Origin of the sequence: Candidatus Arsenophonus nilaparvatae, from assembly GCF_045346035.1 — a bacterium.
GTDB lineage: Bacteria > Pseudomonadota > Gammaproteobacteria > Enterobacterales > Enterobacteriaceae > Arsenophonus > Arsenophonus nilaparvatae.
This window is the reverse complement of the sequence record NZ_CP158507.1, coordinates 97,755-116,533: the sequence shown is the minus strand read 5'-3', so window position 1 is coordinate 116,533 and position 18,779 is coordinate 97,755. Positions and strand designations below refer to the sequence as shown.

The following is an 18,779-nucleotide window of genomic DNA, read 5'->3' as shown; positions in this document are numbered from 1 at the left end:
TCACTCTATCTTGAGATTTAAAATACAAGATAGCATGCTAATAATGAATGGAATGATAGGATCTGCTAATTTATATAAAAAGTTATCTCTGATTGCAAAATTTTTATTAATTTTGCAATCTTTATATTAGCAAGAAGTGATCTATCTGGCAGGTTATTCATTGTCACCAAAACCTGCTGTTACAAGCTTTGGTGATAAAATTATTATCGCCAGCTTTTAAAACAATTAATTAAGCCATTGGTAGAGGTGTCATGGCTGTTAATTTGATCTTCAGTTGCCAGCTCGGGCAGAATGCGACCAGCTAATTGCTTACCAAGTTCGACCCCCCATTGGTCAAAACTAAAAATATTCAATATAGCACCTTGCACAAAAATCTTGTGTTCATACATCGCAATCAAAGCGCCTAGCGTATATGGCGTAATTTGATCAACAAGGATAGAGTTAGTTGGGCGATTACCTTGGAAAACTTTATAAAGTGCCACATTAGCCATTTTAGCCGGATCTTGACCTGCCGCTTTAAATTCTTCGTCCACTTCAAGCCGATTTTTACCAAATGCTAACGCTTCTGTTTGGGCAAAAAAATTAGACATTAATTTATTATGGTGATCACTTAATGGATTATGACTTATCGCTGGTGCAATGAAATCACAAGGGATAAGTTTGGTACCCTGATGGATTAATTGATAAAATGCATGCTGACCATTAGTACCTGGTTCACCCCAAATAATGGGCCCAGTTTGATAATTCACTTTTTCGCCATTACGATCAACATACTTGCCATTTGATTCCATGTTACCTTGTTGAAAATAAGCCGCAAATCGATGTAAATATTGATCATAAGGTAAAATGGCTTCAGTCTCAGTAGCAAAAAAATTATTATACCAAATCCCGATTAACGCCAATATCACCGGAATATTATGCTCAAAAGGTGTCTGTGCAAAATGTTGATCCATTGCATGAGCACCACTTAGTAATTGTTCAAAATTATTAAATCCGATGGATAAAACAATCGACAGGCCAATAGCTGACCACAATGAATAACGACCGCCAACCCAATCCCAGAATTCGAACATATTTTGTGTATCGATGCCAAATTTGGCCACTTGTTGCTCATTGGTTGATAAAGCGACAAAATGTTTGGCAATCTGTGTTTCATCCGCGGCAGCAGCTAAAAACCATTTTCTGGCTGTGTGAGCATTAGTCATTGTCTCCTGGGTGGTAAAAGTTTTAGAGGCAATCAAAAATAATGTTGTTTCAGGTTTAATTTTTTGCAATGTTTCAGCAATATGGCTGCCATCTATATTGGAAACAAAATGCATATTTAAATGGTTTTTGTAAGGCCTGAGTGCTTCGGTTACCATATATGGCCCAAGATCAGAGCCTCCAATACCAATATTAACAACATCTGTTATTGCCTGGCCGGTATAACCTTTCCAATCACCATTAATGACTCGTTCACTGAAACAACGCATTTTGTCTAGCACAGCATTAACTTGTGGCATAATATCAACACCATCAAGCTTTATCGGACTATTGCTACGATTACGTAAAGCAATATGCAAAACAGCTCTATCTTCTGTTCTATTAATTTTCTCTCCAGAAAACATGCTGTTAATTGCGGCGCTTAGCTTTGTCTCTTTTGCTAAATCTAGTAATTTAAGCAAGGTATTTTCAGTTATTCGATTTTTAGAAAAATCAACCAAGATCTGTTCATTAAAAGTGAGTGAAAAATTAGCAAAACGATCAGCATCATTAGCAAAAAGATCACGCAGATGGATATCTTTTACTGATTGATAATGTTGTTCTAATTCGTGCCATGCTGCTGTTAAACTTGGATTAATGTTTTCCATTGAAATACTCTCTATCTTTCTTCAACTATGATTTACAACTGGGCACCTCGAAAAACTCGAAATCTTCAATGGCTCTCCGGCTTGTCTCTAAATAATTAGATGTTTTTTGATCCCCCCGCTACTAATCCTACCGTCCATTGCCATGGACAGTGTCATTTTGTCCATTCTGGGCGTTAAAAAGCTAAGATGCCGGTACGCTGGAAGTACGCCAACCGCTTTAGGTTGTAACATGCTGCCATCATCGTCATGGCAAAATTAGCGCGCACTTGCCCAATGGTACGGATCAGTTTTCTACCCATTTGTTCCATCGCCGCGAATGCATGTTCAACCCGTGCCCTAATCTTTGCAATCCGGTGGTTGCGCCCTTGCTGAGTCTTGGACAACGGTTTATTTCGATGGCCTTTACGCTGAATCTGGCTCCTATAGCCGTTTGCCTTGAGCCAAGCTTCCCGTTCCGCAGAGGGATAGCCTCGGTCGGCGTAGATATTACGGTTGGTGTTGGCCTTGTCGATGACCCTCTCGAAATGCTGACTGTCGTGAGTGCTGGCCGTATCGGTGACGATTTTTCTGATGAACTTGTACTTCTTGTCCATGTTCACAGAAAGCTTATAGCCATAATGGCTCTTACCGTGTTTTTTAGTCCACGTGGCGTCTAAATCTTTTTGCCGCCGCTTGGTTGGTTTCCAATGAGCAGGTATCGCTTCCTGCTTGAGTTGCTCCTTTTCGTCCTTCGTGAACGACTGCTTCGGAGCAGGTACCAAGGTGGCATCGATGATTTGGCCTCCCCGAGCTATAAAGCCTTTCTTCAAAAGCTGTGAGGTTACACCATCGAAAATGGCTTTAGCACCAGCTTCACCGATCCTGTTCTCGAACGTCCACACAGTGGTACGGTCAGGTATATTGATGGCATGGAGCAACCCACAGAAACGCTTGAAGCTCATTCTGTCCAAAAGCTGGTACTCCATCTGCTCGTCAGACAGGTTGTAGATACGCTTTAGAACTAAAATGCGAACCATGGTCTCGGTTGGAAATGGTGGACGTCCTCCTTTTTTGCTGACAGGGCGTGGTACCACATGGTCGATTTCCGCTGCCAGATGCGCAAAGTCTATACAGGTTTCGATCTTGACCAGAGGGTCGACCAACTGGTCAATCGTCTGTAGGTGATACTGGTCTGCAAGGAGGTCATACTTAATGGCGTTTCTTTTCTGCATGGTGGTCAGGGCAATAGGTCAGTTTTCGATAATTTTATCTGCGAAATCAAACTCTGGTTAGGTTTTTCGAGGTGCCCGATTATGTAAAGCAATATTTTTATCTTCCAAATGGTAAATTAGATATTAAATTATTAAAATTAGTTGCTTTAGATAGTCGAGCATATCATTTATTCGTTGATTATATTTATGGAACAAGAGCTATTTATGGTAATTTTAATGTAAATGGTTTTCTAGAGAAATTATATGAAGAAAAAATTTTTGACACTCCGTTATGGAAAACAGTCAATAATGAAGCAATACAAAATAACTCATATCTAGTAGATAAAAATAATATAAAAAAAATTATTTTTCGTTTACTGATGAGAAAAAACATCGTCAACAAGCTGAGTTATTAGCTAGTGAAAACCCAAAAAATACATTTATTTTTCAAGTAGATAAAAATTCAAGTACGATTATTTTAGAATATGGTAAATTAGATAATTTACATACTACTAAAATTGATAAATGGATATTGTTAGGAGATGTTCTACTGCAAGATAATGTTTTTTTATTTGAAGGAATGACGACAGAAAATTTAGTCGATGTAATGGATGATATTCATAAACAACATTTATTGGCTATACCTGGTGAAATTAGTTTCTTTAATAAAAAAGCATTAGGCCGATTGTCAAACGTGTATGATACTTCAGCAATTGCCTGTCAGTTGGCAATAAAGTTAGCGCAGAAAAATATAACAACCAATATAACTAGTTACCAGGCAAACCTAGATCCTTTTCCATTACCATCATTAGATGGAGTGGCTGAATATTTTGATTTGATTAAAAATAATAAATTCAGTAAATTTAGTTATGATCAAGCCACAGAACAACTATTCTATAATGATTTTAATATTTCTTATGCTTTATTTATGGATATTACTAAAGGTAATATTGATCCTGATTTAGACTTTGCAAGTTATCCTTATTATTTAAATCAATACCTACTTGGTCATGATGGTAATTTAATTACTAATAGAATAAAAACCATTATCTATGATCCAATTATTAGTCGTAAAGTGAATAATTATTTTTTACGTAATATAAATCAATTACCAAATGCGCTTGAACAATGGCAAAGAATATTTTCAATTGATAATAATGAAGCATTAAATATAAAAATAAGAAATATTGATCTATTATTAGAAAATATCAGTTATCGACCAGAAATTATTTATTATCTTAGTGATTATTCAAAAAATTTACTCACAGAATTATATTCACGCTCCGATGGAGCACTTGATGTGGCTAGTTTAATGATCTTAATTAATGAACCACAACAGTTAAATAAGTTACATATGTCTTTGACAGAGCTTGCTGGGATTGATGAAAGAAGTGGACTTAGCGAATTGCCGTTACAAGAGTCATTATTTAGAAGTCAGCAATGGCATCAATATTATCTTAATAATATCATCTCATTAACAAGAAAAGTTAATCAAGATCCTAACTTAACCATAAAACCATTGTCACATGCTTTTTATTTTGAAAAAAATGTAAATTTAGCTAAGTATATAGGCCTCTTTTATGCGTTAACTTCTAATAATACTAATGATATAAATAGAATATGGCAATATCACCGTGATTTAATCGAAGTTTCCTCCAGGAGAAAGTTATCGACTAATGAGCAAAAGTTTTTAAATAACTTTAATGAAGTTGTTGATTGGATTGTCTATTTTGCTGATAGAGAATCGTTACTCTATGAACAGCAAAATTTAATTTTATCTGAAAGCTTGGCTAATGATCCTATTATCAAATATCAATTAAGTATTAATCATATTGTTTTCACTATTGTTATTGAAGATAAAGGATATGGTTATTATCAATGTAAAATATTTGATCCAGGCATGGGAGAAATAAAAATAAATCGGATAGCAAAAGAAAATCTAGATATAAAAGTTCTTTCATATATTAAAAATTATCTTGATAGTGATATTATTATTAATAATAATAGTTATAAACGCTATCAATTGATGGGATTAGAAAAGGATCCTATTGTAAATTATCAATTTAAGCTACAAAAAATTTCAGATAATTTGATAATTAAAACCAGAGGAAAAGATTTAATTGATAAAATACCAATTAATAAAAATATATTCGAAGCTAATGTAAATGTTAAGATAGGAGAACATAATATTTCATTATTAGCCTTACAGCAAGCTGGTGCTCATATAGAGGATATTCCTATTTCATCATTTGCTATTAGAAATATTGCTTCTTGGCAAACAAAAATAAAATTTGATGCTGAAAAACTTAATGATTATTTAACTTTATTTTCGGGTACTAGAGAAAATATTAATATTATTAAATTAATTAAAGAAAGAATAAAACTTTTACCTGATCATAAAAGTTTTTTATTGGAAAATGGCAATTTAAATGAATATTCTGTAGCGATGGAGCGTTTAACAGATATTAATAACTATGTTGAACCACATTTAATAAACAGAAAATTATGGAGAAATTTACAACTGAATATGGCACAATTACCACGTTACGCACATATTCTGAATAAGATTTCTAATATTACTCAGTTAACAAGTCTTATACAATTGGTTTCATCAACCCAATCAAGCTTAAACTATTTAAATAATACTGATATTTCAGTAAATGAACGACAGCAGATTGAAAAAAGTCTGGTTATAGCCTGGAGTGCTGGCATCGTAAATTGGGGCAATGAAATTTTACAACCGTTACTAGTAAAAGCTGCGTATCACATAACAGGAGCCAGATATAGTGCTAATTTTTTGCTGCCAGATTATCTATTGGCATTAATATCGCCACTAGTGGATTTGATCTTTATTATGCCTATGAAAACTTTAATCAACTAAACTATGAGACTGATCCGGTAATACGCCAGGATTTAATTGTTAATGGTACGTTATCTTTGCTAGGGGCTGGCGTAAGTATTACCAGTGCATTAACTATGTTAGCGGGTAGTTCGTATGCGGGTCCAGTAGGTATTGCGATCGGTACCGGTTTAATGGTAGTAGGTATGTTTTATAACGCCTATAGTACTGTTGAAAGAATTAAAAAAAATGTGCAATTAACAGCCATGGAAGAATTTCAAACAGGTTTCAATGCTGCATTAGGGCTAACAGCTGGTTATTCAGTACGCAATAAGTTATTAAAACAACAGACAGAAAATGCGGTTAAAGCTTATAGAATACAAAGCGAAAAAGATTTATTTACCAATTTCTTAAAATCAGCTGGCTATAATCTTAATATATTTGTTGTAGAAGAAGAAAAAATTGTCGAATTACCCCGTTATCATTTGTTTGATAAACATACAAATCTTTACTTATTGAAGAATAAAAATCTAACTATTCAATATGATTATGAATATTTAAAAAATGATTTAAATATTCTTACTTTATCTCTCGATTTATGGAAACAACAACAAATTAGCGAAGCAATTGAAGTGGCTAAACGAGAATTTACTGCTGAAGAGGTCAGAAAAATTATTGCACAATACCCAAAACGTTATCTGGTAGAACCGGCAAAAATTAAAACCTATATTCCGATTAATACTCAAGGTGAAAATGAAGTTATTATGTTCAGCCGAGAGCAGGATAATATAATTAAAGTATTAACAAATCAACCTTACCTGGATAATTATCGATTTTCTGATGCATACGCTATTTATTCATTAGCTGGAAAAAATCAGCCAGAATTTATTTATGAAAGCTTACATAATTATTTGATGAAAGGAAGTTTAAAACGACAAATTACTGGTATTAATTTTAATTTAGGCCATGGTGATGATGTTGCAGTTGGCTTAATTGCAGTAAAAAATCGTTTCCTGTCTTATAATGGCCATAAAATATTTATTGGTGGCGAACAGGATGATGTTTTTATTTTATCAAGTGAAATATTGGGTGCTACAGAATATAAATATTTTAATGGTGATAAAGGAAATGATACTTTGATTATTGCTCAATTGCCTCGTTATTATAGTAATGTATCGTTAAGTAGTGATGGAATTCTATCTGATAATATAACTCTTTCATTAACAGGAACTTTTATTAATTTAGAGCAAGGTTCATTAAGATTTCTTCACCAATCTATCTATGCTGGTTTTGAAAATATTGAATTGTTGGTTAATAGTAGTAATAAAACCGATATTCATGCTGATTTAGTTAGTTTTGAAAATATTATTGGAATAAAAAATAATCAAGATGTTATTTTAGCTAATGAAAAAGACAATATTTTAAACGGTAATGGAGGTTTAGATATTATTTATGGTAAGGGAGGAAAAGATACTATTATACTGAATAATGGTTATGCTAATGGTGGCGAAGAGCAAGATACTTATATTATAGAGCGTTATAGTTGGAATGAGTATGTTGCAAGTTTAGCTTGGCGCAGTATAGATTATATTTGGGATGCTGAAAATCAAATATGGATAAATATTGCTATAAATAGAGCAACAGATAATATTGATGCGAAGATTATTATTGATGAATATGAATTTCAAACGAAAAGTATCGTAAATCTTGATTATTATTTAGATGAAATTAAAGAATTAGCAATAACTGGTAATGATATTAGCATTAATATTTCTGCCTTTGATAATCAAAGGAATATTAGTGCTCAACGTAATCTAAATATAAATAATATTAATTTGGTTTTAAAGAACGCGTATAGAAATTTTGATAATAATAATGTAATGGTTAACCATGAATATATTTTACAAACAACAGATGGTTTTTTATTATCGATGGATTTAACTGACAAAATAAAAATATCAACACCACCAGAAAAAATATTTGAAGCTATATACATTAGTGAATTAGATAAAAATAAGAGTTCTATAATTAATAATCAGATTGAGATTGATTTAAACCATAATAGTATAAAAAATTACCGAAAAAATTATCTATTACCCCCTATGATAAAACCATTATTGGCTACTCATAATGCAGAAAATTCCTTATTTTATGGTAATAATGCTAATAATAAATTTATATCAATTAAAAATAATTCATATATTAATTTTTCTCATGGAATAGATACTTATATTATTGATGATCTTGAGATTAAAGACTTTAGTAATAATAAAAATATTATTTTTGATTTTAAAGAAATCATTACAGGCTATACACATGAAGATGTTATTATTATTGCTATAAAAAATTATAGTGGCCATGATTTTTTCTTTTATGAGAATAAGTTATTTTATAGTAAAAATGACAATACAGCTGAAATTATATTTATTAATAATACCAATGATTTTTTTGGCAAAATTTACCTTATCGATGGAAATAATGAAAGTTTTAATATTGAATATAAAAATGATATATATAGTATTAAGCCTACAGTTACAATGATTATTGCTACTGAAAATGATGATAATATTAATTATATCAAAAGTAATATACTACAAAGAAAAATTAATGCATTAGCTGGTAATGATATTATTACTGATATGACTGAGTTAGGAAACATTCTTATTGGTGGTAGTGGTAATGATATTATTACCGCTAAAGGAGGTCATAATATTATTATTGATGGTGATGGTGATGGTGATGGTGATGGTGATGATATTATCTCGGCAGGTGATGGTAATGATATTATTATATCAACAAATGGCAATAATATTATTTCAGCAGGAAAAGGTAATAATATCATAGTAATAAATTATAACAATAATGAGACAAAAGTTTTTCTTGCTGAAGGTAAAGTTAAAATTTATATACAAGGAATAGGAAATATCTATAAAAATGAGAGTGTTGATAATAATTTAATTATTTCATCGTTAGATAGCAGAAAAGAAATAACTATTTATGATTATGAAAAATATAAAAATAATGTGGAGATTAGTACTTCATTAAATAACGCAGTACTATTAAATAATGAAAATATAGATTTACTAATAAGTGCTGCATCAGCTTTTCAGCACAACAATTATGAGACAATGATTGCTAATTTAGATAATGATGACAGAGATTTTGTTAACCAAATATATCAATATAAGGAAATAAGTAATTTATAAAATTATTGAAAGGAAATGAAAATTAGAGGGAATGTTTATGCCTGATAATTATAATGCAGATATTAATTTTTCTCAACTTACTTACTTATATTTAATGTCAAAAAACAAACTTATTCATATCGCTGAAAAATTTATATTATATGGTAATAAGAATTTATTAAATAATATCCAAGGGAATATTTGTCTTGGATTATCTAGCTATTATATGGCTAATATTCGTCAAGGAGGAAGCCGACAAGGAGAAACCTTCTTAATTGAGCTAAAACAATTAATTCATACGATTGAAATACCAATTTCAGAAAGCTCTACCAATTTAGTAAAAGCCAAACTAATGGCAGAGAAAGTTCACGCTAAAGAAAAATTGAATCGTATTCTTACTATAATTATTGATATACAAAAAAGACATTTTAATTATGTAGATATTAATAATTATGTACCAGATCCCTATATGTGGTTTGATATGTTACCTAATGAAACAGCACATCATTATATTGATAGATTGAGAAGTAACGTATTGGAATTGAATAGTAATTTAAATGATTCAAGCTGGTTTGACGAGCTTTATATTGATTTAAAAGCCAACTATCAGAGTAACGATGTTGATTTAATTGAAAATATAAAATATAATTTTAATAAAGTTTTATTAGAGAAAAAATATAAATATTATATTGATAGTATTAAATTCACATTAGACAATGGTATGCAAACTGTTTTATTTAAACAAACTCATGATCGCCATTATTATTTTTTAGGGATTGATTCTTTTTTTTCTAACTATCTTAATCAACCAGTAAAATATAATGCTAAATATTTTGAGTTATTTACTGGCAATCATATGATGATATTTTCGATAGAAAATAAGCATCAGGCAGTTAATTATACCTTTTTTGATAGTAATATTGGTGTATTTAATTTTGATAATAAAAAAAAATTTAGGTTATTTTTGCTGTCCTATTTAAAAGAACATGAACAAGATTATAATATAACTAAAAATGAAAATGGTAATTATAAATTAATGATAGCTGCTTATAAAGATAGCAATGATATCAAACAGCAATTAATTGATTTAGATATTAAGCAACAAGATATAGCGATAACCGCAACAAAAATAATTTTTGAAAATCAACAAAAAATAATAAGATTATTTATTGTTAATGAAAATTTACTCTATAATGTTAGTATAGAGTTTGTTAATGTTGATTTTTATAATCAATTAGTATTAGTTAAATTAAGTTACTTGAATAATAATGAAAAAGTTATAAAAAATGTTATTATTAATCAATTATCCGTTGATAAAATATTAAATATCATTCATGAAGAGTATCAAGAAATATTAAATTCAGATAAAGTATCGATATTAATCGAATCTGAACAAAATATTATTTCATATTATGATATTGATACCATTCCTGATCATTTATCTGAAATCAAAAATCAGAAAAAATCGCCTTATGTAATCAAAAAAATCGATGATTTTATTTTTGTCGAACATGGCAACGCGAATGACCAAAATAGCCATGTGGTTGGTGACAGTCAACTATTATCTGATTCAGCGTTAAGTCGACAATATACTATTATTATCCAGATTCAAAATGATAATATTGTCGCTGATGCGGTTGAAAAATTAAAAAATAAACATCCCACTCAAACAACGATTATTTATTATGATATGGAAAGTGATCAGTATCGAATTAAATATAATTCAGCTGAGTTGGGAAAACGAGGTAATGTACGTTGGCTGGTTGTTGCCCATGGTTCATATTTTAATAGTATGGAGCCAGCTGCTTTTGCCGAAGGCTTAAAAACATTAAAACAAATTGTATTTGATCACCATGAGCCCCCAAAAATCGTTTTTGTCGGCTGTAAGCTTGCAAGTGATAATATTATAGAAGATAACGCGCTTAAGCTAAGCCGCGCATTGTGGGATCAGCAATTTGATGCAGCAACTTCTGCTTATACAAAAAATGTTTATATTTCTGATTCAGGTCATAGAATAACAAAAATTGGATTTTTGGAAAGTAATACTAAAAATATGGCATTATATAAGAAAACATATCAATATCATCAGTTGTCAAACACTATTTATATCAATGGCCAAGATTATATTTTTTCAATTTTAAATGATTTAGGAAATTATAATGATTCAGTAAATTCTATATTATCAGAAAATGAAATTTATTTAAAAAAATATTTTTCAGATTATCAAGGTAATTTAAATATTGATTTAATAAAATTAGTCAGTTATGAAAATGAAGCTTATAGCATTTTTAAAACATATTATCATGAAATTATTAACAATAATCTTATTTTTGATAATCAAATCCTGCTAAATAGAATAATTGCAAAACAGATAACTGACGTTCCTGTTTGGCGTAAAGTTAATGCAAATTTTATTATTGAAAATAATAGTCATTTACCGGCAGTATCAAAAAAAAATATTATATTGCGGTTTTCTGGCGATGATAAGGCTCGTCAGCAAGCTGAATTGATCGCGATGCTAGATCCAAATAATACTTTAATTATTCAGATTGATACTAATCGAAAAAAATATTTTATTGAATATGGAAAATTAGCTGATTTTCAGCAAAAAGGTGAGCAAGCCTGGTTTTTATTAGGTTATGTTTCACCAGCAGGAGAAAAATTTAGCGGCTTGGATTCACAATTATTGACAAAAGCTTTATTAACCTTAAAAGAAAAATTTGTGTTGGATAACCCACAGGAAGTCTGCATTATTAGCACTACCACTATGGGGCAAAATGCTAGTCCTTATAATGCTGATTGGATTGCATCTGGGGTTGCAAAACGGCTTTCTGCTATCGGTATTGATACAATAATAACATTTTATACCCAGCGTAAAGGTTTTTTGGTGAATGAGAATTTATTAAATCATAATGCTAGTTTTATTAACTGTCGTTATGACTCTGTCACAAAACAAATTTTGTTAAATGATATTCCTATTACTCAATCCTTATTAATGAGTATTGCATTGAAAGAGGTGCCTGTTTGGCAGGCAGTGTCAGAATATTCTTTTTATTTACAAAACTACTTCGTTAATGAGCGAAACGGTATTGATATTAATAAACTACAACAAGTGGTTTATGATCCTATTATTAGTAAAAAAGTGAATAATTATTTTAAGCAAAATGAGCATATTTCTACTAATGCAATGGCTGATTGGCAGTTAATTTTTAGTAAAGATACACAATTACCCTTATGGCAGCAAGCGCATGAATTATCTTCATTACTGGATGCAATATATTGTGATCAAAGTGTGTTGCATAATTTAAGTGATCAGTCACGTTGGATATTAAAGCAGTATTTTTCTTTAGGCATAAATGAAGTGCATGAGGGAAAAATCTTATCTTTAGTTGCTAATTATCCAGAATATATACGTTTACAAACCTCATTAAGTGATTTGATAGGACTTTCTGCCGAAAGTTGGCTTGAAGGATTAGCTTTACGCTCTGCATTAGAGAAAAGTGATCACTGGTATCGTCGTTTATTTATCAATTTTAGCCAATTAAAACAAAATATTAGTCGTAGAGCTGATATTGATGGACAAATGAGATTATTTTCACACGCTTTTTTATTACATGACAGTAATATTTTTGCCGCTAATATTGAGGCGACTTTAGGCATAATGTATAGCAGCTTTCCGGTTGATGCTAATGATAATATTCATCAATTACTGGTATATCATCGTAAATTACATGAACAACGTTTGATAAATCCGCTTTCTACCGAAGAATGCTATTTTTTGCAGCAATTCGAGCAGGTTTTCCAATATATTAAACGACAAGATATGGTTGGAAATATAACTCAATTGCTAACTACACAATCCCTTGAACAGTGGTTATCGGTGGCGGAAATAGGCGGTTACCAATTAAAAGCGGGTAATTCGGTATTCACTGTAGTAATTACTCAGCAAACTGATGGTTATCAATATGCGTTATTTGATGCAAAAGGTGGAGAAATTGTATTTAGTGGGCAAAATAAGCTGGATCTTTCAGCTGCAATTTTTAGAGGATTAACTGATTATTTAACGGTAGATTTGCCGAAAAATTTTATTGTAAAAAATAAAACCACCAGAGCTGCTGAAATCGGCATAGAAAAAACTGCTGAAGGTCAATTTAAATTTGATATTTATCGTCTTGAGGTTACTCAGGAGATAAAAACTAAAATTAGTTCACTAATTACCCAATTGCCTGATAAATCCCCGGTTGTTGAGCGACCATCAATAGTAAAAACGGGTGCCACCCATATTCAATTAGCAACCTTACAACAAGCTGGCGCACAGATTGATAATCGGCCAGTGACAGAGCAATCAACCAGGCTATTAGCTAACAATACCAATAAATTGACATTCGATGTTCAGCAACTTAATGATTATTTAACTTTTGCGAATGGTTCGCAGGAGAATTTAAAGCTGGTGAGCGTAATTAACCAACAATTAAGTCGAGTCGTATCAAAGAGTCAATTGTTAGCTAATGAACAGGATCTGGCTACATCAGCACTATTATTAGAAAGATTATCCGCTATTGAACATAACCCAGATAAGACTCTTTGGCCACGTTTGCGGCAAAATAGTGTCAAATTGCCTCGTTATGCTCGCATGATGAATAAAATTGGTTATGGTACTCAGGCTATTGGTCTGTTTCAATTGATTAACTCTACCCACACCATGTTAACAGAGCAACAGTCTACAGAATTGAATGATCAGCAGCGGTCTGAAATAAGTAAAAATATCGCCATTGCTTGGAGTGCTGCGGCAGCTAATTTTAGTACTGATATTTTGCAACCGCTGTTATTAAAAAGCGCTTATAAAATAACTGGCTCTTATCGAGTGGCAGGTACGTTTACTGGCCGGGCGGTCATTTTTTTAAATGCGATGGCGGCGGGATTTGATATTTATTATGCTTATGATAGTTTTAGCCAACTAAAGACCGAACAAGATCCTGCTATACGTCAAGATCTGATTATTAATGGCATGTTATCTGTACTGGGAGCGGGTGTCGGACTTGGTACCGCATTGGCTATTTTTGCTGGTTCAGCAGCAGCAGGCCCGATTGGTATTGCGTTTGGTACCAGTTTAATGTTAGGGGGAATGACCTATAATGCGGTACGAACAGTAGCAAAAATTAAAGAAAAAATTGAATTAACTTCAGGGGAAGAATTTGAAACTGGTCTAAGAGCGGCTTTGGGACTGAATCTAACTTATGCGATACAAAATAAATTACAGCAATTTCAGGTAGCCGATAGTTTTAAACAAGCGTTATTTGAAAAACAACGCAATCAATTTCAATTTGAATTACAACCATTTGGTTATACTTTACATGTTTATATTGAAGAAATGCAGCAAGCAGAAGAGTTACCTTATTTTCATTTAATAGATAAACAGACACATAAATATCTGGTCTATCAAGATATTGAACATCATATGATAGCAAAATATCTCAATATATTTTCAAATTCAGCCATCACCTTATGGACCAATGAATCTATTAATCATGAGATAGAGCAGAATAAAAGACGTTTTTCCGAACAGGAAATCAGATTAATTTTGCAGCAATTTCCAGATCGTTATGATATTGAACCTGTCAAAATTAAAGAATATATTCCACATTCACAAATAGCGACTAATGATACGATTTTATTAGAGGAAAATTCAGATAATATATTATTAGACTATACAGATAATTATTCTAATAGGCATAAATTGTTTGCATCGGATAGTCAAAAATCAATGGTCATTTATACAACATCATTGTGGCCTAGATTAACACACTCCTATGATTATGCTGAAAGTTTTTTTAGAAATACCTATAACAAGGCTTATATTTCTGGCATAAGTTTTAATACAGGTAATGGCGATGATATTATTATTGGATTGAAGGAAGTAGCCAACCGATTTGAAATATATGATGGTAAAAAAATATTTATTGGGGGTAATAGCGATGATATTTTTATCTTTAATAATAAGCAATTTGAAATTAGTAAAATAAAATATCTTTACGGTAAAGATGGTAATGATAGTATTATTATTAATACATTACCTATTCAACAAAGTATTGGTCTTATAGAGCCAGATTTTTCTATTTATAATAAACATAACAATACCAGTTTTCGCGGTTGTTATATTGATTTAGAAAATAGTACCGTAAAATATTTAACGCGACCTTTTCGCACTTTTGACTATTCTCATCATAGAATGACAAGTTTTGTTAGTAGTAGTAACAATACTTCACAACTTGTTGCATCTATTAATAATTTAGAAAATGCCAGTGGGCCGAATACAGCACATAATATTATCATTGGTAATGCTAAAGATAATATTTTAGCAGGTGGCAATGGGCATGTAATTTTATATGGTAAGGACGGTAATGATACCCTTTTATTAACAAAGGGCTATGCTAACGGCGGTAATGGCGTTGATCGGTATGTTATTCAACGTTATAATTGGACCGATCATATAAAAATCTTACCTGACTATCGCTTTTTTAATCAGTGGCATCCAGAACAGCAAATTTTTATCAATCCCAGCTTACAAAAGCAGCGATTTAAATTTAATCGACTGTTTAATTATAATTCATATGCAGTAATAGATGAAATGAGCAACAGTGATGAATCTATTATCGGACTGGAGTATCAGTTAGATGAAATAAAATCATTTGAATTAATTAACAGTGATATTATTCTGAAAATTGAAATAGATGCTTCATCTGAGCTGAATAAGACAGCAAAAAGTGTTATTCAAATAAAACTAAAGAATGCCTATAATTATCATGGTGATGGCAAACGTTTTTTAACTCATCAATATAATATATTTACTCAGGATGGGTTTTTATTAACCCCTTATTTATCTCAATTGTTGGACTCCACCTCTTATCAAGATGTTTTATTTGAGATTATGTATGTTAGAAAGTTTGAACGTCATGTCAGCGCGGCCAGATCTTATTATGTTGGTATTGATTTGCGAGAAAATACCCTTGAGACATATAAAAAAACATATTACTTACCAAATAATATTAGACCAATGAAAACCGCATTAGAGGCAGTGGAAACAAAGTTTTCTGGCGATCAATTTGATAACCATTTTTATAATATAAAAAGTAATAGCTATTTCCATCTGACAAAAGGTATAGATCATTATTATATTAATGATATGTCAATTCCTAATTTAGTGGCTATTTATATTACTTTTGATTATGGCGCAGTAAGTGAGCTTTATACTGAAAATGATAGATTAATTATTTATTTAGCTGAATATAGTGGGTATGACTTTTTCTTTGAAAATAATGAGCTGGTACATAAAGATAAAAAAAATGATATAGCCAGAATAAAATTTGTAAATTGGCAGCAGTTAGCATCAATAAATATTCTAATTCAGGATAAAAATCAGCAAAAATTTAATATAATTTTGTCTGAACAGGGCAACTTTATTAAGCCATTGGATCCTATTCAAATGGCAACAGAACAAGATGATATTATTGTGTTGCCATTAGATTATCGTCTGAATGAAAAATTACTTGATGCCGGTGATGGTAATGATATTGTCACCGATATTAGTCAAAGGGGGCATATTATTAAGGGAGGAAAAGGTAATGATATTATTACGGTTACAGCGGGTAATAATATTCTGTTTGATGGTGAAGGCAATGATGCACTCTATGGTGGTGATGGCGATGATATTCTTATCACGACCGGTGGAAATGTCACCTTGACGGCAGGAAAAGGTAACAATATTATTTTCATTAATCATCTTAATGGCCATATTAAAATTATTAACAGTGGTGGCAAAGATACCATTATTTTGCAGGATAAAAAGATCGCTGATTATCAGATTGTTGATCATAACGGCAATCGCTCATACCTCTCTTCGGATAGTTTATCTGGCATATTGATTGAAGATTATGAGCAACAAAATATTACTGTTAAAGCTGGAATTGGACGTAATGAACCGCTTAATAATGAACAAATTAATGGTTTAATTGATTTCATGGCTGCGTTTGACAATAAAAGCGAAAATAGCAGTATCGATTTAATTACTTATCTATCTACCTTTAATGTTGAGGCAGATTTTAGTGTTGCGACAACCATATAAACACTATTATTGATAAATAGAAATTAGATAGTGAGTATTGGTTATTGTAAATAATCGCAGTACTTTGTTTCATTTATTATTAATAGTAATGATGTAAAAATAACCAGCTAAATTGATTTTAATTAATTTAGGTATGAGCAAATAATCAACTATGTTATTCTGTTGGCAAAATAAACTTTTTTTGAAAAATTATGCTATTTGAAGCTAATTGTTAAATTTATTTAAATAACAAAAAATTATTTTAGGATAGGGTAGTTATGATGACGCCAAAAACCAAGATTATCATTGTCGGTGGTGGGGCAGGAGGATTAGAACTCGCAACCAAGTTGGGGCATAAATTAGGACGCAAGAATAAAGCTGAGATTATATTAGTTGATCGCAATCAAAGCCATTTATGGAAACCTTTACTGCATGAAGTTGCGACCGGCTCTTTAGATGATGGAGTAGATGCTCTGAGTTATTTGGCGCATGCCCGTAATCACTATTTTCATTTTCAATTAGGTTGTTTGACAAATATTAATCGTGAAAATAAAACCATTACGCTTGCAGAGATACATGATAAGGAAGGCCAATTATTAGTTCCTGAGCGGCAATTAAATTTTGATATTTTAGTGATGGCGTTAGGCAGTGTGTCTAATGATTTTGGTACCGCCGGCGTAAAAGATCATTGTATTTTCTTGGATAATCCACAGCAAGCACATCGTTTTCATGACGAAATGTTAAATTTATTTCTCAGTTATTCGGTGCGACATAAACCGGATGATAAGATTAATATCGCCATTGTTGGTGGTGGCGCAACTGGGGTGGAACTTTCTGCTGAACTCTATAATGCTATCGAGCAATTAACCAGTTATGGTTTTGAAGGCTTGGATAAGGAAGCGCTTAATGTAACCCTGGTTGAGGCGGGAGAACGTATTTTACCGGCATTACCGGTACGGATCTCAACAGCTGCACATCATGAATTAACCAAATTGGGTGTTCGTGTTTTAACACAGACCATGGTAACTAGTGCGGATAGAGATGGCCTTAACACTAAATCGGGAGAAAAAATTAACGCCGATCTTATGGTTTGGGCTGCGGGTATTAAAGCACCTGATTTTATGCACCAAATTGGTGGCTTAGAAACTAATCGAATTAACCAATTAGTCGTTAAATCAACACTACAAACGACGCTAGATAATTCTATTTTTGCTATTGGTGATTGCGCATCTTGTCCTAAAAAAGAGGGTGGATTTGTACCTCCTCGCGCCCAGGCTGCACATCAAATGGCCACTTTGTGTTATAAAAATATCCTGGCATTACTCGATCATAAAGCGTTGCAAGAGTATGTTTATAAAGATCATGGTTCTTTAGTCTCATTGTCTCGTTTTAGTACGGTTGGCAGCCTAATGGGAAATTTAGTGCGCGGTGATATGATGGTTGAAGGGAAAATCGCTCGTATCGTCTATATTTCACTTTATCGTATGCATCAAATAGCGTTACATGGTTATATTAAAACCGGATTGATGATGTTAGTGGGTAGTATTAATCGTATTATTCGACCTAGATTAAAATTACATTAATTTATGCCGATCGCTATTAATAATAGCAAAT

Annotated in this window: 7 protein-coding genes; 5 read left to right on the top strand and 2 right to left on the bottom strand. The window is 31.7% G+C overall.

What is annotated here, in order from left to right; translation table 11 throughout:
* Positions 1–203: 203 nt before the first annotated feature.
* Positions 204–1,850: a glucose-6-phosphate isomerase gene (pgi, locus tag WH390_RS00535; protein ID WP_032116450.1), complete on the bottom strand. Its 1,647-nt coding sequence runs from the start codon at positions 1,848–1,850 to the stop codon at positions 204–206.
* A gap of 173 nt (positions 1,851–2,023) precedes the next feature.
* Positions 2,024–3,061 carry an IS5 family transposase gene (locus WH390_RS00530; protein ID WP_032114985.1) on the bottom strand — a complete coding sequence of 346 codons (1,038 nt, stop codon included), beginning with the start codon at positions 3,059–3,061 and terminating at the stop codon, positions 2,024–2,026.
* A 71-nt stretch (positions 3,062–3,132) separates the two neighbouring features.
* On the opposite strand from WH390_RS00530, the gene WH390_RS00525 reads away from it, so the two are divergent.
* The 5 genes from WH390_RS00525 (at position 3,133) to WH390_RS00505 (ending at position 18,748) form a co-directional block, all read left to right on the top strand.
* Positions 3,133–3,456, top strand: a complete 324-nt coding sequence (locus WH390_RS00525; RefSeq protein WP_032116451.1) for a hypothetical protein — start codon at positions 3,133–3,135, stop codon at positions 3,454–3,456.
* A 116-nt stretch (positions 3,457–3,572) separates the two neighbouring features.
* A complete protein-coding gene (locus WH390_RS00520; protein ID WP_032116452.1) occupies positions 3,573–5,921 on the top strand; it encodes a hypothetical protein in 2,349 nt (782 codons plus the stop codon).
* Positions 5,922–5,977: 56 nt separating this feature from the next.
* A complete protein-coding gene (locus tag WH390_RS00515) occupies positions 5,978–9,085 on the top strand; it encodes a calcium-binding protein (protein WP_148305603.1) in 3,108 nt (1,035 codons plus the stop codon).
* Between the two features lie 37 nt (positions 9,086–9,122).
* Entirely contained in the window at positions 9,123–17,186 is an 8,064-nt protein-coding gene (locus WH390_RS00510; RefSeq protein WP_032116454.1) for a C80 family cysteine peptidase, read from the top strand.
* A gap of 257 nt (positions 17,187–17,443) precedes the next feature.
* Positions 17,444–18,748, top strand: a complete 1,305-nt coding sequence (locus WH390_RS00505) for an NAD(P)/FAD-dependent oxidoreductase (protein ID WP_032116455.1) — start codon at positions 17,444–17,446, stop codon at positions 18,746–18,748.
* The last annotated feature ends 31 nt before the right edge of the window (positions 18,749–18,779 follow it).

What these genes read in the sequence shown, in the direction of transcription:
- pgi (WP_032116450.1), bottom strand. Translation starts at nt 1,850, where the DNA reads ATGGAAAACATTAATCCAAGTTTAACAGCAGCATGGCACGAATTAGAA.
- WH390_RS00530 (WP_032114985.1), bottom strand. Translation starts at nt 3,061, where the DNA reads ATGCAGAAAAGAAACGCCATTAAGTATGACCTCCTTGCAGACCAGTAT.
- WH390_RS00510 (WP_032116454.1), top strand. Translation starts at nt 9,123, where the DNA reads ATGCCTGATAATTATAATGCAGATATTAATTTTTCTCAACTTACTTAC.
- WH390_RS00505 (WP_032116455.1), top strand. Translation starts at nt 17,444, where the DNA reads ATGATGACGCCAAAAACCAAGATTATCATTGTCGGTGGTGGGGCAGGA.